The following is a 22758-nucleotide window of genomic DNA, read 5'->3' on the forward strand; positions in this document are numbered from 1 at the left end:
AAAAGGCATCATCGTGGAAAGCCGGGATATATTGGCGGATGTGAAATATAGTCATATTTCTCACTCGCCTGAATTCGTACTGCCAAATAATAGCTGTGACTGTCACCATCATATTTATGACAGGCGTTTTCCCTATGTGGCGGACGACACGCGAAATTTACCCGACGCAACTGTTGATGATTACAACCAGTTTAAAAAGTGGTTGGGACATTCTCGTCATGTGTTAGTGCAACCCTCTTCTTATGGAACAGATAATCGTTGCCTGACGGATGCGTTGGCTGCTTTCGGACCCAATGCGCGCGGCGAGGCTGTGGTGAATGAGACCGTCAGTGACACTGAACTAGATACATTGCAATTGGCGGGAGTTACGGGTGTTCGTTTCAACCTCGGCGCGGGTAATGCAACCACACCCGACATGATTTTACCTATAGCGATGCGAGTCGCTGAGCGTGGCTGGCATGTGCAGGTTCATGCAACTGCAGATCAACTTTGGGATTTAAGGCCACTTCTGCTTCAGATACCGGGAAACCTGGTCATAGATCACTACTTCCGCTTGCCACCAGGCGCAACTTCGCATTCTTCCTGGAGACTTGCCTGGGAGCTGATTGAGAGAGGCAAATGCTGGGTAAAACTTTCTGCGCTTTACCATCAATCACAACGTGATGATGTTTCAGATATGGCTACATTAGTGAGTTGCTTCCTGCGCGAAGCTACAGAGCGTGTTTTATGGGGAAGTGACTGGCCACATCCCAATTTAATGAGTGCCAATAAAAATATGCCAGATGATGCATTGATACTATCGAAAATATACCACTGGGCGCATAACGATCAGGTTCGCCACAAGTTATTTGTGGAAAACCCGGCTGAACTTTACCGATTTAATTAATCGTATGCCAGACAAGGCCGAATATTATGATTACTCTGAACTCCACTGCTAAAAAGAACAGACCAACGCATTATCGTTATATGATTTTGCTGATGGTATTCCTCAGTATTGCGTTAAACCACGGCGACAGAGCAACCTTTTCTATTGCCGGAACAGACATGGTGGAATCTGCTGGTCTGGATATTGTTGCGCTTGGTTATCTGATCTCTACATTCACCTGGGCATATGTTCTCGGGCAATATCCGGGCGGATGGTTACTAGACCGATACGGCTCCAAAAAAGTGCTGGTTACAGGCGTTTTCACCTGGTCATTTTTCGTTTTCCTCGTCGGTTTTAGTACCGCTTTCGACAATGTTTGGGTCACGCGTATCTTAATGTTTGGCTTCATCTTTATGATGGGGTTGATTGAAGCGCCTACGCTACCTGCTAACTCACGTTTTCTGGCTGCATGGTTCCCGGCAAAAGAGCGCGGTAAAGCGTCTGGATTTACCACTGCTGCACAATATTTTGCACTCGTGGTCTTCCTGCCTCTGATGGGCTGGTTCTCATATTCATTCGGCTGGGAATCTGTGTTCTGGTTCATGGGGGCTGTTGGTATTCTGGTTTCGCTGTTGATGACCCGCGTGCTTACCGATACGCCTAAAGTTCATCCATTAGTGAACGACGCCGAATTGCAATACATCCAGTCTGGCGGCGGCTTGACGAACATGAAGGCCAGTAAAAAAGGCGATAATGTAGGTAAAGGCTATACCCGCAAATTACTGACCAGCCGACTTGCGCTGGGCGTCTATATGGGGCAGTTCTTTTTTACTGTTCTCTCTTATTTCTTCCTGACCTGGTTCCCTGTCTATCTGGTTCATGATCGAGGTATGACCATTCTCAAAGCTGGCTTCATCGCCTCTTTGCCTGCGCTGTGCGGCTGTGCGGGAGCGCTGCTCGGTGGTGTGTTGTCTGATTATATGTTGGCGCGTGGCTTCAGCTTGTCAGCTGCACGTAAAACACCCATTGTTATCGGTATGCTGTTGGCTGTCAGCATGGTGATTTGTAACTATGTTGACTCGGCGTGGATTGTGGTGGCGATTATGTCGCTGGCTTTCTTCGGCAAAGGTTTCGGCGCTATGGGCTGGTGCGTAGTCTCAGATTTTTCGCCAAAGGAGGCAGTGGGCCTGAGCGGCGGGTTATTCAATATGATTGGTAATATCTCCGGGGTATTCACACCCATCATTATCGCCTACATCATTAAAGATACTGGCTCGTTTAATGGCGCTTTGATTTTTGTCGGCGTCTGCGCTTTCCTCAATCTGTGCTGCTATCTGTTTGTGGCAGGAAAAATTCAGCGCCTGAATTTTGAAACGCCTAAGCAGGATCATGATGATGACTTCTCAGGAGAACCCCATGCCAGCCACCGATGAAGGAACCACACTACGTTTCGCTATTAATTTAGGTAATGCTGTATTAGCCAAAACGCTCCCCGACGGGCAGCCTGGCGGCATAACGGTAGACATTGCCAATAAAATTGCTGCGCAGCAGGGAAAAGTTGCGCAGTTCGTTACTTATCCTACGGCGGGTATGGTGGTTGAGGATGCTACCAGCGATCGCTGGGATGTGGCCTTTTTGGCAATCGACCCAAAGCGCGAAGAAGTGCTGCGATTTACTCGTCCCTACATCACTATTGAAGGCACTGTTTTAGTCAAGGAAGGCAGTCACTGGCAAAGCGTTAGTGAGATGGACCAGGCAAACGTGGTGATTAATGTCGGTAAAGGTGCGGCTTACGATCTGTTTCTGACGCGAGAATTAAAGCAGGCAGCATTGAACCGGCTGGCTTCATCGCAAGAGGCTATTGATGCGTTTCTCAATGGAGAAGGCGATATGGCTGCGGGTATCAGACAGCCAATAGAGCGTGCAGCCAGGGAAAATAGCGGCTATCGCGTGCTACCCGACAACTTTGGGCAAATTTTTCAGGCGATCTGTTTGCCGCATAAAAAAGAAAAACTCTTCAGCGAAATCAGCCATTACTTGAATAAGTGGCAGGAAGACGGGGCGATTGACGAAATAATCAATCAAAACCTGGCTGAAGCTTAATGAGAGATTAGCGTTCTCCTATGGAGAACGCTGCATTAGTTAAAGTTCAATTTTCATTCAAATCAGGGCATGAGACGTTATCCAGCAACGAACATAATTAGATTGCTGTAACGGAAGGTTTCTTATGACATCGCCCTCAACTCCGCCACGCTCACCGCTGGTCATTAACGACCGACTTTATAACGTCATCGATCTGACTCACATCCTGCCGTTGACCCAATTACAAACGCTGCCCTACAGCATTCGTATTTTGCTGGAGAACGTAGCACGATGCTCTTCGCATACGCTGCCGGCATTTCTCAATTATCTATCTGCAAAGTCTGCTCCAGGTGAGGTCGCGTTTTACCCGGATCGTTTGATGTTTCATGACACGACATGCTTACCTGCGTTGGCTGATTTTGCCGCTATGCGTGATCTCACCGCCGAGTTAGGTGGTGATCCGCGAGCGATAAATCCGCATATTCCCGCCGTACTGACAATAGACCACTCCGTAATAGTGGAGAGCTATGCCAGCGCTAATGCACTGGAAGATAACCTCACCTTTGATTTCCGCCGAAATGCAGAACGTTACCGTTTTATTCGCTGGGCAGAGAAAAGCCTGGATAATTTTCGGGTGATCCCGCCGGGCACCGGCATCATTCATTTAATGAATCTTGAGGCCATAGCGGAAGTCGTTTCGATTGATGAGCGTGAAGCCATCCCTTTGCTACATGCCGATTGCATGATTGCGACCGACAGCCACACTCCCATGATCAATGCCCTTGGTGTTTTGGGCTGGGGCGTCGGTGGGCTGGAAGGACAGGCGGCTTTGGTGGGTGAACCCGTAACGCTGCGTTTCCCGGATGTGGTTGGTATTTCCGTGTCAGGTCAGCTGCCGAAGGATGTCAGCGACAGCGATCTGGCACTGCACATTACCCGCCTGTTACGTGAAAAAGGCGTGGTGGGAAAATTTGTAGAGTTCACCGGGCCATCGCTGCACACCATGCCACTGGAATCGCGCGCAACCATTGCGAATATGGCACCCGAGTATGGCGCTACAGTGGTGTTCTTCCCGTTTGATGAGCGCAGTGCAGAGTACGTCAACACGACGGGGCGTAGCGAAGAGCAGCAGGCGATTATTCGTAGTTATATGCAGCATCAGCATCTGTGGCGCTTACCCGGCGATATCCAGCCAACCTTTACCCAACTGATTGAGCTGGATCTGGGCACGATTCAACCCAGCGTCGCGGGGCCCTACAATCCGCATCAACAAATACCGCTTAGCGAATCAGCGAACAGTTTTCTGCAAACGCTGACACCCTCACAACGCAATTTGCAATGGCACCATGACGATTATCCGGAATCCGTTCAACAGGGTGCAGTCGCCATTGCAGCCATCACCAGCTGTACCACAACGGCCAATCCCTGGCTGGTCATTCAGGCCGCCTTATTTGCGCGCAATGCCGCACGCTTAGGGTTAAAGCCCAAGCCCTGGGTTAAGACCTCATTTTCCCCTGGATCTCGGGCGGTTACCGATTACCTTGGAGAATCCGGCCTGCTTAGCGAGCTGGAAAAAGTGGGATTTGATGTCGCAGGCTATGGATGCATGACCTGCATTGGCAGCTCAGGAGCGTTGCAACCCGCGATGGAAATGCTGGTGAGTGATGGCCTTCAGGCTGTGTGTGTGCTTTCGGGCAACCGCAACTTTCCACGTCGTGTGAATCCCAGCCTCGGGCATGGTTACCTCACCTCACCAGCACTGGTGATTGCATGGGCAATCGCCGGGAATATGCAGCACGACATGTTGAGCGATCCGCTGGGTTACGATGCTGATGACCGGCCCATTTTGATGCGCGATTTAATGCCGGGTCGTGAAGAAGTTAAGGATTGGGTGAAAGCCGCGATGAAACGTGAACACTACATCCAGCGCCGAGACATTATCTGGCAGGGAACACCACACTGGCAGCAGATTGAAGCGCCGGGTAGCGTGCATTATCCGTGGGAATCCACCTCAACTTATTTAAGGCGTCCGGGATACCTGGAGCGTTTACCGCGCGATCCGGCTGAACCGCTTTCGCTGACGAATGCCCGACCCTTTCTCTGGTTTGGCGATGACGTCACCACCGATCACATTTCGCCTGCGGGCGCGATTTCGGGTGCCAGCCTGGCAGGTCAGTGGTTACTGGAGCATCACGAAGATCCACAGGATCTCAACCTATACTCCACCCGGCGCAGCAACCATGAAGTCATGGTTCGCGGTGCTTTTACCAATAAAGCGCTATCCAATCGTTTGTTGCCGGCAGACCAGCGAGGCGGCGGCGGTTTTGCCTGGGATGCGCGTCATCAACACATCCTTCCTGCTTTTGAAGCCGCGCAAACCTGGCTTGCTACAGGTACGCCGCTGGTTGTGTTAGCGGGTGAGCGCTATGGCGCAGGATCGAGCCGTGACTGGGCAGCAAAAGCGCAGGCATTAATGGGGGTAAAAGCGGTGATTGCCAGCAGCTTTGAACGCATACATCGCACCAATCTTATTGGAATGGGGATTTTCCCTCTGCATTTCATCGCAGGCGAGGCAGAAAAACTGCCGGAGATGGAAGGCAGCGAAGTACTGGATATCGTGGGGCTGGAGGCGATCAAACCGGGTATAACGCCATTAGTGCTCAACATCAGCCGCGACGGCAGGCTGATTGCTGCGATCGGCCTTGAGGCAGTGATAGACTCCCAGCAAGAGCTGCGCTATCTGCGCTATGGCGGAATTCTGCCTTTCGTTATCCAGCAAACCCTCACAGATTAAAGGATGCCTATGCGTTACGATCTGGTCTCACTCTCGTTGTTTGTCGCGGTGGCGGAGGAACACAATCTCACCCGCGCAGCGCGACGCAAGCATTTGGCTGTTTCGGCTGTGAGCAAACGCATTGCTGAGCTTGAGCAGCAAATCGGGACACCCTTAATGTTGCGCCTGCCGCGCGGCATTGAACTTACGCCAGCCGGTCACTCCTTGTTGTTTCATGCACGCCAGGTGTTTCGCAATCTTGATCAGATGGAAGAAGAGCTGAATGATTACGTGGCTGGCGTTCGCGGTCACATCCGTATCTTCACTATCTCAGCAGCACTGATGCATTATCTGCCGCGCGCCATTAGCCAGTTTCTGACGCACTATCCACATACCGATATTGATATTGAAGAGCACACAGGGATTGGCGTGGTTCAGGGACTGTTACAGGGCGATGCAGATGTGGGTTTCTTTTCCAGCTGGACGCCCGCTTCAGGTATCGAAGTCTGGCCATGGCAGCATGACCAACTCTCGGTTCTGGTGTGGCAGGGACATCCGTTAGCTGAACGCAGCTCTCTGCAGTTGGCCGATTGTATAGATGAAAAAATGATCGGCCCTCATAGGGAAAGCGCCGTGAGCCACATACTGGATCGTGAAGCCAGAAAGCTTGGCAAAGCTCTCAACATCGGCCTGAGAGTGAGTAGTTTTGTCTCGATGGCTGAACTGGTTGCGCAGCGGCTGGGCATCGCCATCTTACCCGTTAATGAAATCGCGCAAACGCGTAGCAATGACACGGTAAAGTGTATTCCGCTTATCGAGCCATGGGCTAAACGTGAGCTCTACGTGGGTGTGAAGAGTTATGCATTAGCTTCCCCTTCAGTTAAAGCATTTATAGAAAATGTTACGCCGTCAAAACGGCCAAATGTTGAAGAAGAGGAGCAAACATTTGAGACCAGCATCAATGAAGCTGGTCTCAAACACTGAATTAGCTGGAGAACACAATACAGGTTGGGCTGGCAGTAACTATTTCTTTGTTGGTATCTTTGAGCATGCCGGTTTCTTCATTAATGCTGAAAATACGGATGGTATCCGAGTCCTCATTGGCACTGTAAAAACGCTTTCCATCAGCAGAGATGGTGGTAAAGCGCGGGGTGTTTCCACCGCAATAAACCCAACCTTGAGGTGTCAGGCTACCCTCAAGTTGATCGATTCTGAATACTGCAATGCTGTTATGACCACGGTTTGCGGCATATAAAAATCGCCCAGATGGATGCACTTCAATTTCGCTGGCGTCATTCCGTTCTTCAAACCCTTCTGGCAAGCTGCTATGCGTTTCCTTCAGACTAAGATTGCCGGTTTCCCGATCGAAGTCGAAAACGGTGATGGTATTGCCAAGTTCGCTCAAGCTGTAAAGCCAGTTGCCAGTTGGGTGAAAGTCGACATGTCGCGGCCAGGTTCCCGCAGGCAAAAGCACTTCGTCATTCAACAGTGATTGCTCACCTCGCCATTGGTAAATACGCACCATATCGATGCCATTTCCCGCCTGACGTCCCTGAATTGGCAATGCATAGAAGTCACTGTTGGGAGCAAAAATAATTTCATGAGGGCGTGACAGGCTCGGCGCCTCATCTGAGTGCGCATGTCCTTCAACCAGTGCCAAATGATCAGGCGCAAGTAGCGTGTCGTCATCCGCAAACGGCAGTGCCGCAACGTTTCCACCTTCATGGTTAGCAATTAAAAGATGATGGCCATCAGGTGTAAGTGCTGCATGAACCGGATTATTGCGTCGTAATGGATCAAGATCTGGATGCGCATTTTGCGGCCCAGTGGTTTGCTCCGATACTAATGTCAGGGTGCCCGCCAAAGGATTGCGTGCAAAAATCGCAATCTGATTGCCATCACCATGCAGCACATACAAGCGATTACGTTTTTTATCTAACGTGAGCCAGGACGGGTTTTCCTGAACAGATATGACACGCTGGATGTGATGCCAGTTGCCTGAATCATCTATATGGTAAACCTCGATTCCTTTTCCGCGCGCACCTCGCCATTCGGATGTACGGCAGCCAACATAGGCGAACTTATCCATTTAAAGCTCCAGTAGCGCAATATGCATTTATTTAAACATAAGTGCAGAAATAAACCTGTGATGGATGTCACGATTTCATTTTGAGCCTTGCCGAAACCCAACTGATACGCTTGTATTTAGCCTACCCATCTTAAAATACCTGCCAGACCAGGATTGCACAGGACAACCGAAATTGCATTTGAAGTTAATTAAATGCAGAAATTTAACGATCATGGTCACAATTTCAACGGTCCGATATTGCTAAAAAAAAGCGCAAGTCGCTTACTGTTAACAAGTCGTAAAAACTGTTACATAAATGCATCTGGGAGAAGGGTTATGACCCAACGTATTGCGTATGTCACATCCGGGATGGGAAGTCTTGGAACCGCTATTTGTCGCCGCCTGGCGAAGGATGGTTTTAAAGTAGTTGCAGGATGCGGCCCCAATTCTCAACGTAAAGCTGCCTGGCTAGACGATAATAAAAAACTTGGCTTTGATTTTGTTGCTTCAGAAGGCAACGTTGCCGACTGGGAATCAACAGTAAAAGCCTTTGAAAAAATAAAAAGTGAAATTGGTGAAATCGACGTATTAGTTAATAATGCAGGCACAGCACGCAACGTGTTATTTAGGGATATGCATCCGCAAGAGTGGCAAGCGGTTATTAATACTAACATGAACTCATTATTCAACGTCACTAAGCAAGTCGTTGATGGCATGATGTCGCGAGGCTGGGGGCGCATTATCAATATTTCTTCCGTAAATGCGCAAATCGGTCAAACCGGCCAGGTTAACTACTCCACAGCTAAATCTGCAGTCCGTGGTTTTACGCGTGCGCTGGCACGTGAAGTCTCTGCACGCGGCGTGACAGTGAATACCGTCTCACCGGGTTATCTGGCCACGTCTAAACTGAAGACAGTCACACCTGTTCAGATCATTGATAAAATCGTCCAGGAAATTCCAGTCCGTCGTTTAGGTTCTCCACAGGAAGTCGCGTCCATTTGTTCCTGGCTTGCATCTGATGAGTCAGGGTTCGCTACAGGCGCTGATTTCTCTGTTAATGGCGGCCTGCATATGGGCTAATTAATTAACAGCACGTCCGGATAAAAATCTTCGTAAATTAATTATCACGCATATTAGCAATAATATGCGTTGGAGGCTCTTATGCTCTCGCTTATGGGATATGGCATGATTGTGGTCTTTATGATCCTGATCATGACAAAAAAACTTTCTGCACTGGTCGCTCTGATTATTATTCCAATAATATTTGCTCTGCTTGCAGGATTCGGTGGAGAGATGGGCGAAATGATGATTGAGGGACTTAAAAAAGTTGCTCCAACGGCCATCATGGTCATTTTTGCCATTCTCTACTTTAGCACCATGTTTGATACCGGATTATTTGATCCCATTATTCGTTTCTTCCTGCGAATAATTAATGGTGATCCGGTTAAAGCAGTTATGTGTAGCGCGGTTTTGGCGGCGATGGTGTCACTTGATGGTGACGGTTCAACCACCTATATGATCTGTGTGACTGCCATGCTGCCGCTTTTCAAGCGCATCCGTCTGGACCCATTAGCATTGACCTGTGTGGTGTTCCTATCAGGTAGTATTACCAACCTTCTGCCATGGGGTGGTCCATTAGCCCGCGTTGCAGCTTCACTCAAGGTTGAGTCAAGCGATCTGTTTATTCCACTGATCCCAACAATGGTATGTGGCTTTGTCGGCGTACTGGTTCTTTCATGGTATATCGGCATTCGTGAACGCCGTCGTTTAGGTAAGCTGAGTATCAATACCAACGGATATGGCTCAGTAACGGAAGATGATGCAGAAAGCTATCTGCCAGCAATTAATGAAATAAATGAAGAGTTGCGCCGTCCTAAGTTGTTTTGGCTCAACGCCGGTTTGACCTTACTTCTGATGGGCTCACTGGTTATGGAACTGTTGCCACTGTCAGTATTATTCATGGTGGCGTTTGCACTCGCACTGCTGATTAACTATCCCCACATTGATGCACAGCGTCAGCGTATTGCAGCGCATGCACCGGCCGCACTTAACCAAACGTCTATCTTCCTGGCGGCAGGGATCTTTGCTGGAATTCTTTCGGGAACCGGCATGGTCACAGCAATGTCAGCTTCTCTGCTGGACGTGTTGCCTGATTCCTGGGGGCCATATCTGGCACCGATTACTGCACTGATTAGCCTTCCGGGCACGTTCTTTATGTCTAATGATGCCTTCTACTATGGTGTACTGCCGGTGCTGGCCGAGGCTGCGAAAGTATACGGTATCGACCCGGTAGAAATTGGCCGTGCATCGTTAGTTGGTCAGCCAATTCACTTACTGAGCCCTTTAGTGGCATCCACTTATCTGTTGGTTGGTCTGGCCGGAGTGGAATTTAGTGACCATCAAAAATACACCTTTAAGTGGGCATTCCTGCTCTGCATGATCTTCCTGGCATCGGGTCTTTTGTTGGGGCTCTATCCGCTGTATTCACCCGCAGGGTAATATCGTTAGAGCAATAAAAAATGGCCCGAAAGGGCCATTTTTTTATACACCGATGCTGCGTTGTTTCTTGTTCTCCAGCGCCACCGCAAGATGCTGTTTCATCATGTAGGACGCCTCGATAAGCTGTCCAGATTCAATCAATGACAGCAGGTGCATGTGATCTTTAACTTCAGCGTAGTAACGGCTGCGGTCATCCATGATGCGATAATCCATCAGACGTCGCATACGGTTAACGTTGCGCAGTGAAATCTCAAAAAATGGATTATTTGAGAAGCTAATTACGGTTTCATGAAAGCGATAACCGGCAAGCTGCAGTTGGGTTGGAGACAAGCGCTCTATACCACTTACCAGAAGCATATCCAGTTCACGTTTTATTTCATCAATCTTGCTCTGAGGCGCTTTAAACGTTGATTCAAGAATGGCCATCGGTTCAATGACCATACGGAAGCTGAAGATATGCTCGAGGGCAGCCTTCGTCTTGGCGACCGGTAAAAAACGCCAGCCATATCCTTGTTTGCGCTCAACCCATCCTTCACTGATACCGCGCGCCAAAATGGTAGTGAGCTGTGTTTTAGAAAGGTTGTAACGCTTTAACAAATAAAGTTCGTTAACTTCTGATTCAATCTTATCCTGCAACCAATCTTCAGCTAGCTGATAATACTCAGGTAAATCGCTGTCGGCTTCACTTTCATTAGTGCTCTTGAGGGGCGGGGCATAATCCTGTTTAACGAAAAATCCCCGGTTACGCTGCTGCTCAAGTATGCCTTTATGTTCAAGATAGACTAAAGCCTCACGCACCGGCGAGCGTGATACGTCAAAGGACTCTGCCAGCTTTGGCACGCTGATATGCCCACCTGCTACCAATCCGCCGCTATCGATCATCGAGATGATTTTCTGAGATAGCCTTTCTGTAAGAGCACTTATTTTCATGCTGATAGCCCTAAGATGTTCGGTCAGAAGTACAAAATCCAACAAAATAATTGCATTTAAAAATGATTAAATGCAATTAAAAATGCAATTTTTTTAGTGCAACACTCTATTTTATTGATAGTTACTACAATTTTTAGACCATGGAACCAGACACCACCAGCTTTGATAATTCTAACAACGAATTCTGAATACCCGAGTGGATCCCTTTGACTTAAGCTGGCATACGTTTTGCGTGCATCCACATATCTGGATTTTGATAATTGGCTACATGCTTGAATTAACTGACAGCATGCGTGACAAGCACACGGAAAGTTTAAGGCTTAAGGAGGGAGTGACAGTGCACGCTTAATATTATCAAGCTCAGCTTCCGGCTGTGTTTGAGCTCCTTCGACTTAATGACTGTTCCGTTACGTATCCAACACGGTGTTTGTTCAGGTGGGGTAAAGGTCAAAATCTGATGGTATTCCTCAATTAACCTAAGCTTTAGCAACGTCCGCTTCTGGCACGAAGCGGACTGTGTATAGACCCATGTCCGCTATGAGCGAGAATCGGACTATGCGACTTTCGCTTAAAAGTTGAATAAAAGCTTAAAGGAAATAAAAAGTATGTACGTCATATAAAAGCCTTTAACTCCTCAGCATCTATGTTCGCCAGCATTGATGCTTTCAAGTTTGGGGATGATGCGAGATACCTGGCTATCAGGTTGAAACCTGCCGTATAACCCAGCCACCTTGGTAAATCTCCTGTTCCGAAAAACCAGGCATTATGGTCGTAATCAGTGCGATGCCAGTTTTCAAGCATGAGTGGATAGTAGGGCTTTACAATATCAGACCTGAGGCTTTCCCAGGGCTCACATTCACCCCCCAAAAGCTCAAGAGAAAAATGCCCGGCCAGTCCTTCAGAGACAAGCACTTCTCCCAGCGTTGAGCCGTATCCCGGTCCTGCCCACCTTGCAGCATGGTGAAGTTCATGAGCAAATAGACGCTCAATAGAGTGCGCAACGTTTTTGCAGAATGCAGGGTTTTCAGGATCGACGGTTATATAGATAACACCAGCTTCAGGACAATAACCGGCATGCCCTTTTTCAGGGATAACCAACTTCCCGGCCTTAACTACGATATCTACTGAAGGAGTCGGCATCAACCTTGTGACTTGTACGTAGGTATCGGTCAGGTTAGTTCGCAGCCATTCACTGTGAACAGTGAGTTTATCCTGAGCGTTCAGAATATGGATGGTTATTTGAGACATGTGATTCTTACCCAGAAACATTAGTAATGTGCGCATACTAACAGACATAGAGGGCATGCCATGTTGCTACTCAGCAAGTGGCCGAGCAATGATCACTAATGTCCGCTCCTGGCACAGCGCGGACATGCGCGCGCGACAAAGTCCGCTATGAGCCAGAAGCGGACATCGACTTATGCAGCAGTCAGATCTGTGCCAGTAGCGCATTTACCGGCGATAAGTATGCGTACAAAATCAGCAGCAATGAAAGTCCGGTATCAATAAGTGGAGGCTAAAATCTCCCAGTACCGGACAACATGCCTCGTCCCGGAAAACCATATTACCTCATGCCATGAACGCGGTTGCGACCGCTGCTTTTCGCCTCATAAAGTGCTCTGTCAGCCTGCTGCTTCAGACGCTCAGCCTGATCCGCCTGGCCGTCAGAAATCAGAGCGCAGTAACCGGCGCTGAGGGTAACGACCCCTTCCGGAAGCCCGGAGCTTTCATGAACTATTCCGGCACTCATAACGGCCGCTACCGCCCGCCGTGCCACTTTTTCTGCATCGGCTTTACCGGTGAAAGGCAGAATAATGGCAAACTCCTCGCCGCCGTAGCGTGCCACCACGTCGCCACTGCGGTGAGTGAGCCCCTTCAGAATGACGCCCACCTTTTGCAGGCACGCATCCCCTCCCACGTGTCCGTACGTGTCGTTGTAACGCTTGAAGAAATCAATATCAAACATAATCAGGGATACAGGTTCGCCTGACGTGTACGAGCGCTGCAGGGCCTTTTCCAGCATAGCGTCAAACTGACGGCGATTCGCCAGCCCGGTCAGTCCGTCAATCAGCGCCAGAGTCTGCAGCGTGTGGTTGATGGTGGTAAGTTCATCCCTAACCTGCGTCAGTTCAATCTGGTTTCTGACGTTAGCCTTTACCTGTCTGAGCACAAACATACCCATGCCGGTAATCATCATAAGCAACACCAGGTTCAGCACAACGTCGGCAGCATTGGCAGAAAGCCACGCTGTCCTGATTGCATCACGGTCATATCCCGCTGTGACTATCAGGGGATACTGTTCAAGACGAGCGTAGCCATATACCCGCTCGACGCCATCCAGAGCTGAACGCCACGTTGCGCTGCCGCTGGCAGACGTTTTCAGGACCGTTGTAAACAGTGGGCTGGATGAAAGACTGCGGTTAATGGCCGTGTCCGGAAAAGGCCGGATATACAACACAGAAGTGTCAGCCAGTATCAGCGCCAGGACGTCGCGTTCACCCAGCGTATAGTAGCTGTAGAACTGCCGGAAGTAGTCAACCTTTACCGTAGCCAGCGCGATGCCGGCGAAGCGACCTACCTCATCATTCAGGCGCACCGATACGGGAATGACCAGGTCGCCCGTCGAGCGGCTGCGGATAACACGCCCCACGTGCACGCCGGTCCCGGTGTGTGTGCGGTGCCAGGCAAAATACTCTCTGTCAGCATTGTTCCCTTTTGCAGGCGTGTAATTACCCGATGTGGCAATCCACTTACCCTGCGCGTCATAAATAAACAGGCCGTGCAGCTGACGCAGCCTCTCCTGCTTCTCTTTAAGCTGCGAGGCAAAGGCGGGTGTTGCCGCATAGTTAAGCCCGTTAAGGGTGAGCTGCCTGACCGCGTCAGCCAGCGTAATATCCACCTGAAGGAAGGCGTCTTCCGCCTGTTTTGCCAGCGAAACCGACAGGTTGCGGGCATCGTCCTCGCGTAACTTCTGATTGTGCTGCCAGGAGTTCCACAGCGTCCATATATTAACACCCACGACGGCAAGCACGGTCAGCAGCAGGAAAAAGGCCATGGTCCGGCCCAGCGAATTGCGCACATAAGGTGGCACGGAGCTGCCGGTTTTGTTATCCAAGGTATTCATATCCTCATCCAGTCTGAAACTGAAACATAATTTATGAATAAGCTTATCACATGAAGGGCATATCCCCGGAGGGTAATGCTGAACGGCCGGGATAAACCGGGCGTGACCCGATGCCATCTCTTCCTCCACACCGGTGCGGTCAGGGGCAGTGAGATTCATTTATTTCGTTAATGCATGCGCGGTGAGGTCATCCAACTCCGCTTCTGGCGCTGCCGGACATCAGCACGATGAGGTTGAAGCCCCCGGCACTGAGGGTTGAGGCTTTCATGTGGGATTTCGGGTGAGGCGGATTTATATTTTCATACAGACACTCACCTATTGTTTAAATTCACATCCTGAAAATCACCTTTCAGTCATGAAAAAATAGGTAAGATAATGAGAGGAGTACTGTTTTTCCACTCCCGGAAAGGAAGTATTACATGATGCTACGGGGTATCTTAAAACCATCCTGAGACAAATTGAAAAAACAAAGCGCATATTACTTCAGATAAGATGGCTGGCATGAACGAGGGTGCCGACGCGGAACAATACTGAAACAGCTGACACCATTACGCGTGCATTTCAGTGACTGCGTGATAGCACCATTCACAGTAAAGTCCGCTTCAGTTGTCTGAAATTTATTGAGCAGCAGATGAAGTGAATTAATTAAAACCGATCTGGCGAACGCCGGAAGCCGATCAGGATGATCCCGTTGCCTCTTTGAGGCCCATCAGAATTACCCTACAGCCGCGCAGTACACCAGGACTGAGAAGGTCAATACACATCTCCCTTTGAGTAATCAGAGAGAACATGCCCCTGTCGGGATACCTCTGCAGAGACCGCACGCAGGGCACTGCCCTGTCATCCGGAAAAAAGGGATATGAAAAGACGATCAATGCCAGGTCAGATCATCGTAATTGTCGGTTGAGTTCATGGTGAATTCTCCCATGCCACTTCTCTGTAGTGCATCGCGCCTTTTGATTTCGTCGCTGACATCATTGATTGCCCGTTTCAGGGCATTAATCCTGTAAGTATCGCTCTCTGTTTTGAGAAAACTGTTCAGCTTGTTCAGTATGCCCGGCCATGAGACGCGTGTGTTGTCATTAAGTATGGCGAGGGTCGCCTCCCCGATGAACACATCACGCAGCAATTGCATATCCTGTTCTGTCATTACCGCAACTGGTCTCCTGTCTCACAACACCGAAAAGACGGCAGCGTAGTAAAACTCATTTGCTGAACAACAGCTCTATCAGCGCATGCAACTGCTGCTCTTCTGCGTCAGATGAAGCCTTATCAAGACGTACAATCAGCCTTAAGCAGATAGCTTTGCGGTTCAGTATCTGACCTGAGCGGAGAATCTCAGCAACAACTGCACCGAGAATTTCCTGCTGCGAAGGTAATTTTGCGCGGCTGAAATAGTCAGCGATATCGCTGTTGAAACCTGTGCTGTTCAGCTTGAGTTGCATGACTGACCCCACTGTATGATTCGAAAATGACCTTTTTTGCGCAAATTATACAAAAAACATGGCTTTGTACAGATATTTCCGTTTCGCTTATAACAGCTACTGACAAGGACAGAGGCCGGGAGAGTCTCCATCCGGCTGGAGTATTGCTACAGCCTGCCTGGAGTCTTATCTTGCCCGGGGCGGGTCCCATACCGGCTTTGTATAGGCTGGCGACAGCATGTCTCTCTTCATCGACCAGGATTTCTGGATCCCCTGCCCTGCAAAAAACAGGCTGGCCTTGCCGCTCTGGTTAAGTCCGTCAACCACCCGCATCAGAACCTCACTGTTGGCCTGTGGACGGTATTCATCAAACAGACTGAGCTGAGCCACGCCCTGGCTATAGAAGTCGCCCAGCATTACGCCCGCATTCATATAACGATGCCCGTCTACCTATATCCGTTAAAGCGCATCTATGGCGACCTGGATAATATCGCGGGTGTCGTTCGACGGGGTCAGCAGTTTGCCGGTTGCCTGATTACCGTAAGACACCCCACCGTCAGCATGCCGGCTGGTCGGCACAAAAACGGTTATCTGCCTGCAGTACTGCCTTTCTTTTCTCAGCTCTTCGGCGGCATGCTCAGCAAATGCGCATACCGCCTGCTGCATATCCATGTACTCAGGGATACGTGAACCGAATGAGCGTGAGCAGACAACCTGCTGTCTGGTGGGTGCAAATTCCTCAAGCGCCAGACATGACTCGCCGCGCAGCTCCCTGAGCGGGTAAACCAGCGCAGCATATAAAAAGTCGGCTGATGCCGGCTTTTTCACACTGTTATGCCCGCAGCCTGGTAAAAATCAGAGGCTGACACGGTTCCCGTGCTCATCAATAACTGTTTCACCCTGCTCTTTGGTAAATGCGCCCTTCTGCGGGTCCGGCAGGATGTCCAGAACCTCTTCGGAGGGACGGCACAGCTTCGTTCCGAGCGGCGTCACCACCACCGGGCGATTAATGAGGATCGGATGAGCCAGCATGGCATCGAGCAATTCTTCATTGCTGAAGCGGTCTTCTGCCAGGCAGAGCTGTTCGTAAGGTTCGGTATTTTTGCGCAGCAGGGCACGCACGCCGATGCCCATGTCCGCAATCAGCTTCTTCAGCTCATCGCGCGACGGTGGCGATTTCAGATACAAAATAACCGTGGGTTCGGCGCCGCTGTTACGGATAAGCGCGAGGGTGTTGCGGGATGTCCCGCAGGCCGGGTTGTGGTAAATGGTAATGTCAGTCATAAGTGGTACTCCGTTAAGGCGCTGCATAGTCACAGCACCGTTGCCAGTGTTAAACAGACAGGCGCAGAGCAAGCGCCGACAGCGTCACAAACAGTACCGGCAGGGTCATCACCATGCCCACGCGGAAGTAGTAACCCCAGCTGACGGTAATGTTTTTCTGTGCCAGGACGTGCAGCCACAGCAGGGTAGCGAGGCTGCCGATAGGGGTGATTTTCGGGCCGAGGTCGCAGCCGATGATGTTGGCGTAAATCATCGCCTCCTTCACCACGCCCTGCGCGGTGCTGCCGTCAATCGAAAGCGCCCCAACCAGCACGGCAGGCATGTTGTTCATCACCGAGGAAAGCGCCGCCGTCAGAAAGCCGGTGCCGAGCGTTGCGCCCCAGACACCATGCTCTGCAAACCGGTTCAGCGCGGCGGAAAGGTAATCAGTCAGCCCGGCATTGCGTAGTCCGTATACCACCAGATACATGCCCAGCGAAAAGATAACGATCTGCCAGGGCGCACCTTTCAGTACCTTTCCGGTATCAATCACATGGCCTTTACGGGCTACCAGCCAGAGAATAAAAGCCGCCACCGCTGCCACCAGGCTGATCGGCACGCCGAGTGGTTCGAGGGCAAAGAAGCCGACCAGCAGCAGAATGAGAACAATCCAGCCGGTTTTAAAGGTGCGCGCATCGCGAATAGCCTCACGCGGTGATTTAAGCTTCGCAAGGTCGTAAGTGGCGGGGATATCCCTGCGGAAAAACAGGTGCAGCATGACCAGCGTGGCGGCAACTGAGGCTATATTCACCGGCACCATCACCGAGGCATATTCGCTAAAACCCAGCTTAAAGAAGTCCGCCGTGACGATGTTGACCAGGTTCGATACGATGAGCGGCAGGCTGGAGGTATCGGCGATAAAGCCCGCCGCCATCACAAATGCCAGCGTGGCACCGGGGCTGAAGCCCAGCGCCAGCAGCATAGCGATAACGATCGGCGTCAGAATGAGCGCCGCCCCGTCATTGGCGAACAGGGCCGCCACCGCCGCCCCCAGCAGAACGATATACGTGAAAAGCAGCCTGCCTTTACCGCCTCCCCAGCGGGAGACGTGCAGCGCGGCCCATTCAAAAAAGCCTGACTCATCGAGCAGCAGACTGATGATTATGACCGCAATAAACGTGGCCGTGGCGTTCCAGACAATCTGCCAGACCACAGGGATGTCTCCGATGTGTACTACGCCGGTCAGCAGTGCCAGCGCAGCGCCGATAACGGCACTCCAGCCGATACTGAGTCCTTTTGGCTGCCAGATAACCAGTATCAGGGTCAGGACGAAAATCTCACCCGCCAGAAACATATCTTCTCCTTTTTGAATAAAATGGCCCATTGATCCGTGCTGCTTATAACATATTCGAAAATTCGGATATGTTTCGATAAAATTTTTACATGCAGACCGGCTTGCCGTTAGTTGTCGCATTATTGCGTTCAGCCTGCTGGCTGAGTTGCATAATGTCATCCCGCTGGCAAAGGTAAGCCTGTTCAATCACTGCTGCTGCCCAGGCTGGCATGTGCGGAGACAAACGGTAATAGATCCATTTTCCATCCCGCCGGTCGATAAGCAGTCCGCCTGCTCTGAGAAGAGCCAGATGTCGTGAGATTTTAGGCTGCGTTTGTTTCAGGATGTCTGAGAGTTCGCAGACGCAGAGCTCACCTTTTTCGCGCAGCAGAAGCACAAGGCTGAGCCGCGTGTCATCTGAAAGGTTTTTAAAAAGCTGCAGGGGGTTTACTGACAACATGGTCACTCCTGATGGTTACTGACTGAGTCTCCCAGAGAAGCTCTGTATGTTAATAATATATTCAATAAACCATATTTGTATATCCATTTCCTGATTACAAAGGCCTGCAGAATAACGGGCTGTCAGAGTGCCGCCGCCCCCCATTCTGCAAACGGCATTTTCGTCCTCTGCGTTGACCCTGTTAACAATTGGTGTAGAGTAAAAAACGCTTTTTGCCGTGCGTCAGCTGCACGGCTGGCATTCATGACCGGTACTGAACAGCTCTTCAGACGGTCTTTCTGGTTACTCGCGCTGCTCTGTCAGCCGTGAAGGAGTGATAAACACCGCCATGCGTCTTACGCCACCCTGAGTTTCATCCCCTCTCCGTCGCACTGAATAAACTTCGGCGCGCACTCAAAAACATCCCGTCTGCGGATGTGCTTTTTCGTCTGTAAATTTTTTGCCCTCACGGGCTAACCGCAATCAAAAACTGAGAAATGACTATGTTGCTGTCCTCGACACATAAGGACTGGCTGGGTAATGTCCGTGGTGACGTTCTTGCCGGTATTGTGGTCGCGCTCGCGCTTATACCTGAAGCGATCGCCTTTTCCATTATTGCCGGTGTGGATCCGCAGGTCGGACTCTACTCTGCATTCTGTATTCCCCTGGTTATGGCCTTCCTCGGTGGCCGTCCGGCGATGATTTCGTCGGCTACTGGCGCTATGGCCCTGCTGATGGTCACGCTTGTAAAAGATCACGGCCTGCAGTATCTACTGGCCGCATCGGCGCTCACCGGCGTCCTGCAACTGGCGGCCGGTTACCTGAAGTTGGGTAGCCTGATGCGCTATGTTTCGCGCTCGGTAGTAACCGGCTTCGTTAACGCGCTGGCCATTCTGATTTTCATGGCGCAACTGCCGGAACTCACCGATGTGACCTGGCACGTATATGCCCTGACCGCAGCGGGCCTGGCCATTATCTATCTGTTCCCGTATATCAACAAAACCATCCCCTCACCGCTGGTCTGTATTATCGTGCTGACGGCCATTTCCATGTGGCTCCACCTGGACGTGCGCACCGTCGGCGACATGGGCAAACTGCCTGACAGCCTGCCGGTTTTTCTGATCCCCGATGTTCCACTGAACTTGGACACACTGATGATCATCCTGCCGTACTCTGCGGGCCTGGCCGTGGTGGGACTGCTGGAATCGATGATGACCGCCACCATTGTCGATGACATGACCGACACGCCCAGCGATAAAAACCGCGAGTGCAAGGCGCAGGGTGCGGCCAATATCTGTACCTCATTTATTAGTGGCATGGCGGGATGCGCGATGATCGGTCAGTCGGTGATTAACGTGAAGTCGGGCGGACGCGGGCGTCTTTCAACGCTCACTGCAGGCGTGGTGCTGCTGCTGATGGTGGTATTCCTGCGCGACTGGGTATCCCGGATACCGATGGCAGCTCTGGTGGCCGTGATGATCATGGTCTCCATCGGCACCTTCTCCTGGCGATCCATTACCCATCTGCGCAGCTATCCCCTTTCAACCAGCGTGGTAATGCTGGCAACGGTCGTGGTGGTGGTGGCGACAGATAACCTTGCTTTTGGCGTGCTGACCGGCGTGCTGATAGCCTCGCTGAACTTCGCCACCAAGGTGGCACGCTTTATGGTGGTGAACTCCAGGCTGAACAATGGGACCCGTACCTACATCGTCAACGGGCAGGTATTTTTTGCCTCAGCCGATCGCTTTATGAGCCACTTTGACTTTCGCGAGGCGGCTGAACACGTGGTGATTGACGTCACACACGCGCACTTCTGGGACATCACATCGATAAGCGCGCTCGACAAAGTGGTGATTAAGTTCCGCCGCGAAGGCACAGAAGTGGATATCCGCGGCATGAATGAGGCAACACGCACCCTCGTTGACCGCTTCGGTGTACACGATAAGCCCGAAGAAGTGGACAAGCTGATGGGCGGCCACTAACCGAGTGCCCTGGATGAAATTCTCGCGAAACCGGGCTGAACACGGCTAATGGTGCTGGGTCGCCGTGGTGCGCATAACCCGGTGGGCAGCCACCTTGAGAGCATCATTCGCCTGCAGAAACGGCCGGTGATGGTTGTGCCGGAGACGTTTACGCCGCCCGCACGAGTGATGTTTGCATACGACGGCAGCAAGGAGAGTCGCAGTAACCTGACGCGCCTCACGGTCAGCCCTCTGCTGAACGATCTTGCCTGCCATATTGTGATGGTAAACGGCGAAATGTCCGCCCTGCAGGCCGCACAGGCGATTTTGCAGGAGGCGGCCACCACCACTGAGGCCCATTTACATAACGATGAATCCGTTACCCGGATATGCCTGATTATGGATGGATCACATACGGGGAGCGGGTCAGTTTACATAACAACCTTTAACCCATACATTTAGTGTGGCTAATCGAATTCCCAAATAGGTCGTAGTTAGAGGATGAGGCAGAATCGAAAATCGCCGCTCAGGCTCAGGAGCAGGGTGCGCAGTACAAAATTACGGAAGCGAACACCCATAACCGTGTTCACATGACCCCAGAACTGTATAAATAACGGATGGTCGCAAATGGATTTGCCAGAAGAGGCTGCCCAATGGGCAGCCTTTTTTATGCCTGCTCAGGCAAGGCGGGTGGCAGGTGAGCTACCGGTGCGCCACCATAAAATCAGCGCCAGCAGGGCTATCGCCCCGAGAACTGCAAACGCAGTGCTGTAAGAATAACGCGCGGCGATTGCTCCGGTCATGGCCGGACTCAGCGCAGCGCCTGCGCCCTGCATCAGCATAATGACGCTCTGCCCGGCATTAACATGGCCGGTTCCCCGCATCAGAGACACAATATAGCCCGGCACCGCCACGCCCAGAATCCCTGCCGCAATACCATCCAGAATCTGAACCGGAATGACAAAGAGCGGTTCGGCAAAGCCTGCTGCAATAACCGCGCGCAGCGGTAAAATCATCAGGGCGACCATGATGAACAGGCGATAGCCGTGCGTTTCCACCCGTTTCGAGACCCACAGCGCGACCGGGATCATCACCAGCTGGGAAATCACCACCGTTGCCGCAGCGTACAGACCGGGACTAACCGCCGCCTGTCCGCCTGCGGAGGCGACGCGCATGCTCAGCATCGGTAATAGCGCGGCATTGGCAAGGTGAAACAGCAGCAGCGTCACGCCCGCTATCATCAGCGCCGGTTTACGCATCAGCATCGATAAGCTCAGCGCTGGCTGACGCTCTTCATTCTGTTCAAAGCCTCGCGCCACCTCGTTATCAATCTCATCACCGCGAATCGCAAGTGTGGCGAAGGCAGCAAAAATCGCCATCACCGTCATCAGAATAAAGACAGCACCCATGCCCCAGTACCAGGCAGAAAAACCCGCCAGCAACGCTGCAATGGTGTTACCACCATGATTGAAGGCTTCATTGCGTCCCATCTGCTGGTTGAAGCCGCGCTGACCGGTCAGCCCCAGGGTGATCCCCGCCACGGTCGGACCGATAAACGCCGCAGCAATTCCCGCCACAATTTGCGAGACCATCGCCGTCCAGGTCTGATTGCTGTACCACAGCAGCAGCGTAGCAACGGTGATCACCAGACAACCCAGCAGCACAATCATTTTTTTATGGCGGGTCGCATCGGCAGCTATCCCAGCAGGCAGCGTGGCAAGTAGTCCGGCGATGCCGCCACAGGTCATCACCAGTCCGATTTCATCAGGACGCCAGTGCCGTTCCGTCAGAAATATTCCCAGAAAAGGTCCCAACCCGTCGCGGACATCAGCCAGAAAAAAGCTCATTAAACAGAGCGCATAGAGTGAACGCTGAGACATGTTATTTCCCTGGAAAGTAAGTGTTAAAGGCAGTAGCGCTTCGGTTAACAGGGAAATTATGTGTTACAAAGAAGAAAGTCACATTTCGTTATAGTAACAAAATGAAAAAGGCCACCC

Annotated in this window: 18 protein-coding genes and 3 pseudogenes; 10 read left to right on the forward strand and 11 right to left on the reverse strand. The window is 51.1% G+C overall.

The window, feature by feature from the left end; all coding sequences use genetic code 11:
• Nucleotides 1-13: 13 nt before the first annotated feature.
• The 5 genes from ACTJKZ_RS12235 to ACTJKZ_RS12255 all read left to right on the forward strand — a co-directional run bounded on the left by ACTJKZ_RS12235 (nt 14) and on the right by ACTJKZ_RS12255 (nt 6704).
• The gene (locus ACTJKZ_RS12235; RefSeq protein WP_440829650.1) at nt 14-886 is read left to right on the forward strand and encodes an amidohydrolase family protein; all 873 of its coding nucleotides are present in this window, start codon (nt 14-16) and stop codon (nt 884-886) included.
• A gap of 26 nt (nt 887-912) precedes the next feature.
• Nucleotides 913-2298, forward strand: coding sequence for an MFS transporter (locus ACTJKZ_RS12240; RefSeq protein WP_440829651.1), 1386 nt, complete (start codon nt 913-915; stop codon nt 2296-2298).
• Complete coding sequence (locus ACTJKZ_RS12245; RefSeq protein ID WP_440829685.1) at nt 2258-2968, forward strand: transporter substrate-binding domain-containing protein; 711 nt, start codon at nt 2258-2260, stop codon at nt 2966-2968. Before ACTJKZ_RS12240 ends, ACTJKZ_RS12245 begins: the two co-directional genes overlap by 41 nt.
• A gap of 124 nt (nt 2969-3092) precedes the next feature.
• The gene (locus ACTJKZ_RS12250) at nt 3093-5741 is read left to right on the forward strand and encodes an aconitate hydratase (protein WP_440829652.1); all 2649 of its coding nucleotides are present in this window, start codon (nt 3093-3095) and stop codon (nt 5739-5741) included.
• A gap of 9 nt (nt 5742-5750) precedes the next feature.
• The gene (locus ACTJKZ_RS12255) at nt 5751-6704 is read left to right on the forward strand and encodes a LysR family transcriptional regulator (RefSeq protein WP_440829653.1); all 954 of its coding nucleotides are present in this window, start codon (nt 5751-5753) and stop codon (nt 6702-6704) included.
• A gap of 1 nt (nt 6705) precedes the next feature.
• Here ACTJKZ_RS12255 and ACTJKZ_RS12260 read toward each other — a convergent pair whose 3' ends face one another.
• Nucleotides 6706-7809 (reverse strand): lactonase family protein, encoded by a 1104-nt coding sequence (locus ACTJKZ_RS12260; RefSeq protein WP_440829654.1) that lies wholly within the window; start codon nt 7807-7809, stop codon nt 6706-6708.
• Nucleotides 7810-8124: 315 nt separating this feature from the next.
• Between ACTJKZ_RS12260 and phbB the strand changes: the two genes are divergently transcribed.
• The gene (phbB, locus tag ACTJKZ_RS12265; protein WP_440829655.1) at nt 8125-8868 is read left to right on the forward strand and encodes an acetoacetyl-CoA reductase; all 744 of its coding nucleotides are present in this window, start codon (nt 8125-8127) and stop codon (nt 8866-8868) included.
• An 81-nt stretch (nt 8869-8949) separates the two neighbouring features.
• Nucleotides 8950-10287 carry a CitMHS family transporter gene (locus ACTJKZ_RS12270; RefSeq protein ID WP_440829656.1) on the forward strand — a complete coding sequence of 446 codons (1338 nt, stop codon included), beginning with the start codon at nt 8950-8952 and terminating at the stop codon, nt 10285-10287.
• Between the two features lie 42 nt (nt 10288-10329).
• Here the strand turns inward: ACTJKZ_RS12270 and ACTJKZ_RS12275 are convergent, their stop codons facing one another.
• From ACTJKZ_RS12275 to ACTJKZ_RS12315, 9 genes and pseudogenes are all read right to left on the reverse strand, one after another.
• Nucleotides 10330-11217, reverse strand: coding sequence for a GntR family transcriptional regulator (locus tag ACTJKZ_RS12275; RefSeq protein ID WP_134187325.1), 888 nt, complete (start codon nt 11215-11217; stop codon nt 10330-10332).
• A 612-nt stretch (nt 11218-11829) separates the two neighbouring features.
• Entirely contained in the window at nt 11830-12465 is a 636-nt protein-coding gene (locus ACTJKZ_RS12280) for a DUF2268 domain-containing protein (protein ID WP_440829657.1), read from the reverse strand.
• A gap of 316 nt (nt 12466-12781) precedes the next feature.
• Complete coding sequence (locus ACTJKZ_RS12285; protein WP_161735752.1) at nt 12782-14341, reverse strand: sensor domain-containing diguanylate cyclase; 1560 nt, start codon at nt 14339-14341, stop codon at nt 12782-12784.
• An 871-nt stretch (nt 14342-15212) separates the two neighbouring features.
• Nucleotides 15213-15491: a hypothetical protein gene (locus ACTJKZ_RS12290; protein ID WP_285088531.1), complete on the reverse strand. Its 279-nt coding sequence runs from the start codon at nt 15489-15491 to the stop codon at nt 15213-15215.
• Nucleotides 15492-15546: 55 nt separating this feature from the next.
• A complete protein-coding gene (gene ycgZ / locus ACTJKZ_RS12295; RefSeq protein WP_253418014.1) occupies nt 15547-15786 on the reverse strand; it encodes a regulatory protein YcgZ in 240 nt (79 codons plus the stop codon).
• A gap of 165 nt (nt 15787-15951) precedes the next feature.
• Nucleotides 15952-16542, reverse strand: a pseudogene (locus ACTJKZ_RS12300) (DinB/UmuC family translesion DNA polymerase); the annotation flags it as partial.
• Nucleotides 16543-16620: 78 nt separating this feature from the next.
• On the reverse strand, nt 16621-17049 hold the full coding sequence (gene arsC / locus ACTJKZ_RS12305; protein ID WP_222925570.1) for a glutaredoxin-dependent arsenate reductase: 429 nt from the start codon (nt 17047-17049) through the stop codon (nt 16621-16623).
• 49 nt (nt 17050-17098) lie between these two features.
• Nucleotides 17099-18382, reverse strand: coding sequence for an arsenic transporter (locus ACTJKZ_RS12310; RefSeq protein ID WP_440829658.1), 1284 nt, complete (start codon nt 18380-18382; stop codon nt 17099-17101).
• Between the two features lie 85 nt (nt 18383-18467).
• Nucleotides 18468-18821, reverse strand: coding sequence for a metalloregulator ArsR/SmtB family transcription factor (locus ACTJKZ_RS12315; RefSeq protein ID WP_161735738.1), 354 nt, complete (start codon nt 18819-18821; stop codon nt 18468-18470).
• A 482-nt stretch (nt 18822-19303) separates the two neighbouring features.
• On the opposite strand from ACTJKZ_RS12315, the gene ACTJKZ_RS12320 reads away from it, so the two are divergent.
• From ACTJKZ_RS12320 to ACTJKZ_RS12330, 3 genes and pseudogenes are all read left to right on the forward strand, one after another.
• Complete coding sequence (locus tag ACTJKZ_RS12320; protein ID WP_440829686.1) at nt 19304-20782, forward strand: SulP family inorganic anion transporter; 1479 nt, start codon at nt 19304-19306, stop codon at nt 20780-20782.
• Nucleotides 20783-20788: 6 nt separating this feature from the next.
• A pseudogene (locus tag ACTJKZ_RS12325) lies at nt 20789-21142 on the forward strand (universal stress protein); the annotation flags it as partial.
• Nucleotides 21143-21261: 119 nt separating this feature from the next.
• Nucleotides 21262-21375, forward strand: a pseudogene (locus tag ACTJKZ_RS12330) (YdgH/BhsA/McbA-like domain containing protein); the annotation flags it as partial.
• A 63-nt stretch (nt 21376-21438) separates the two neighbouring features.
• On the opposite strand, the gene ACTJKZ_RS12335 reads toward ACTJKZ_RS12330, so the two are convergent.
• Nucleotides 21439-22641, reverse strand: a complete 1203-nt coding sequence (locus tag ACTJKZ_RS12335; protein ID WP_161735736.1) for an MFS transporter — start codon at nt 22639-22641, stop codon at nt 21439-21441.
• Nucleotides 22642-22758: the final 117 nt, after the last annotated feature.

Source organism: Pantoea sp. 22096 (genome assembly GCF_052045955.1).
In the GTDB taxonomy this organism is placed as follows: Bacteria; Pseudomonadota; Gammaproteobacteria; order Enterobacterales; family Enterobacteriaceae; genus Pantoea; species Pantoea alfalfae.

What these genes read in the sequence shown, in the direction of transcription:
- ACTJKZ_RS12240 (WP_440829651.1), top strand. Translation starts at nt 913, where the DNA reads ATGATTACTCTGAACTCCACTGCTAAAAAGAACAGACCAACGCATTAT.
- ACTJKZ_RS12245 (WP_440829685.1), top strand. Translation starts at nt 2,258, where the DNA reads ATGATGACTTCTCAGGAGAACCCCATGCCAGCCACCGATGAAGGAACC.
- ACTJKZ_RS12250 (WP_440829652.1), top strand. Translation starts at nt 3,093, where the DNA reads ATGACATCGCCCTCAACTCCGCCACGCTCACCGCTGGTCATTAACGAC.
- ACTJKZ_RS12255 (WP_440829653.1), top strand. Translation starts at nt 5,751, where the DNA reads ATGCGTTACGATCTGGTCTCACTCTCGTTGTTTGTCGCGGTGGCGGAG.
- ACTJKZ_RS12260 (WP_440829654.1), bottom strand. Translation starts at nt 7,809, where the DNA reads ATGGATAAGTTCGCCTATGTTGGCTGCCGTACATCCGAATGGCGAGGT.
- phbB (WP_440829655.1), top strand. Translation starts at nt 8,125, where the DNA reads ATGACCCAACGTATTGCGTATGTCACATCCGGGATGGGAAGTCTTGGA.
- ACTJKZ_RS12270 (WP_440829656.1), top strand. Translation starts at nt 8,950, where the DNA reads ATGCTCTCGCTTATGGGATATGGCATGATTGTGGTCTTTATGATCCTG.
- ACTJKZ_RS12275 (WP_134187325.1), bottom strand. Translation starts at nt 11,217, where the DNA reads ATGAAAATAAGTGCTCTTACAGAAAGGCTATCTCAGAAAATCATCTCG.
- ACTJKZ_RS12280 (WP_440829657.1), bottom strand. Translation starts at nt 12,465, where the DNA reads ATGTCTCAAATAACCATCCATATTCTGAACGCTCAGGATAAACTCACT.
- ACTJKZ_RS12285 (WP_161735752.1), bottom strand. Translation starts at nt 14,341, where the DNA reads ATGAATACCTTGGATAACAAAACCGGCAGCTCCGTGCCACCTTATGTG.
- ACTJKZ_RS12290 (WP_285088531.1), bottom strand. Translation starts at nt 15,491, where the DNA reads ATGACAGAACAGGATATGCAATTGCTGCGTGATGTGTTCATCGGGGAG.
- ycgZ (WP_253418014.1), bottom strand. Translation starts at nt 15,786, where the DNA reads ATGCAACTCAAGCTGAACAGCACAGGTTTCAACAGCGATATCGCTGAC.
- arsC (WP_222925570.1), bottom strand. Translation starts at nt 17,049, where the DNA reads ATGACTGACATTACCATTTACCACAACCCGGCCTGCGGGACATCCCGC.
- ACTJKZ_RS12310 (WP_440829658.1), bottom strand. Translation starts at nt 18,382, where the DNA reads ATGTTTCTGGCGGGTGAGATTTTCGTCCTGACCCTGATACTGGTTATC.
- ACTJKZ_RS12315 (WP_161735738.1), bottom strand. Translation starts at nt 18,821, where the DNA reads ATGTTGTCAGTAAACCCCCTGCAGCTTTTTAAAAACCTTTCAGATGAC.
- ACTJKZ_RS12320 (WP_440829686.1), top strand. Translation starts at nt 19,304, where the DNA reads ATGTTGCTGTCCTCGACACATAAGGACTGGCTGGGTAATGTCCGTGGT.
- ACTJKZ_RS12335 (WP_161735736.1), bottom strand. Translation starts at nt 22,641, where the DNA reads ATGTCTCAGCGTTCACTCTATGCGCTCTGTTTAATGAGCTTTTTTCTG.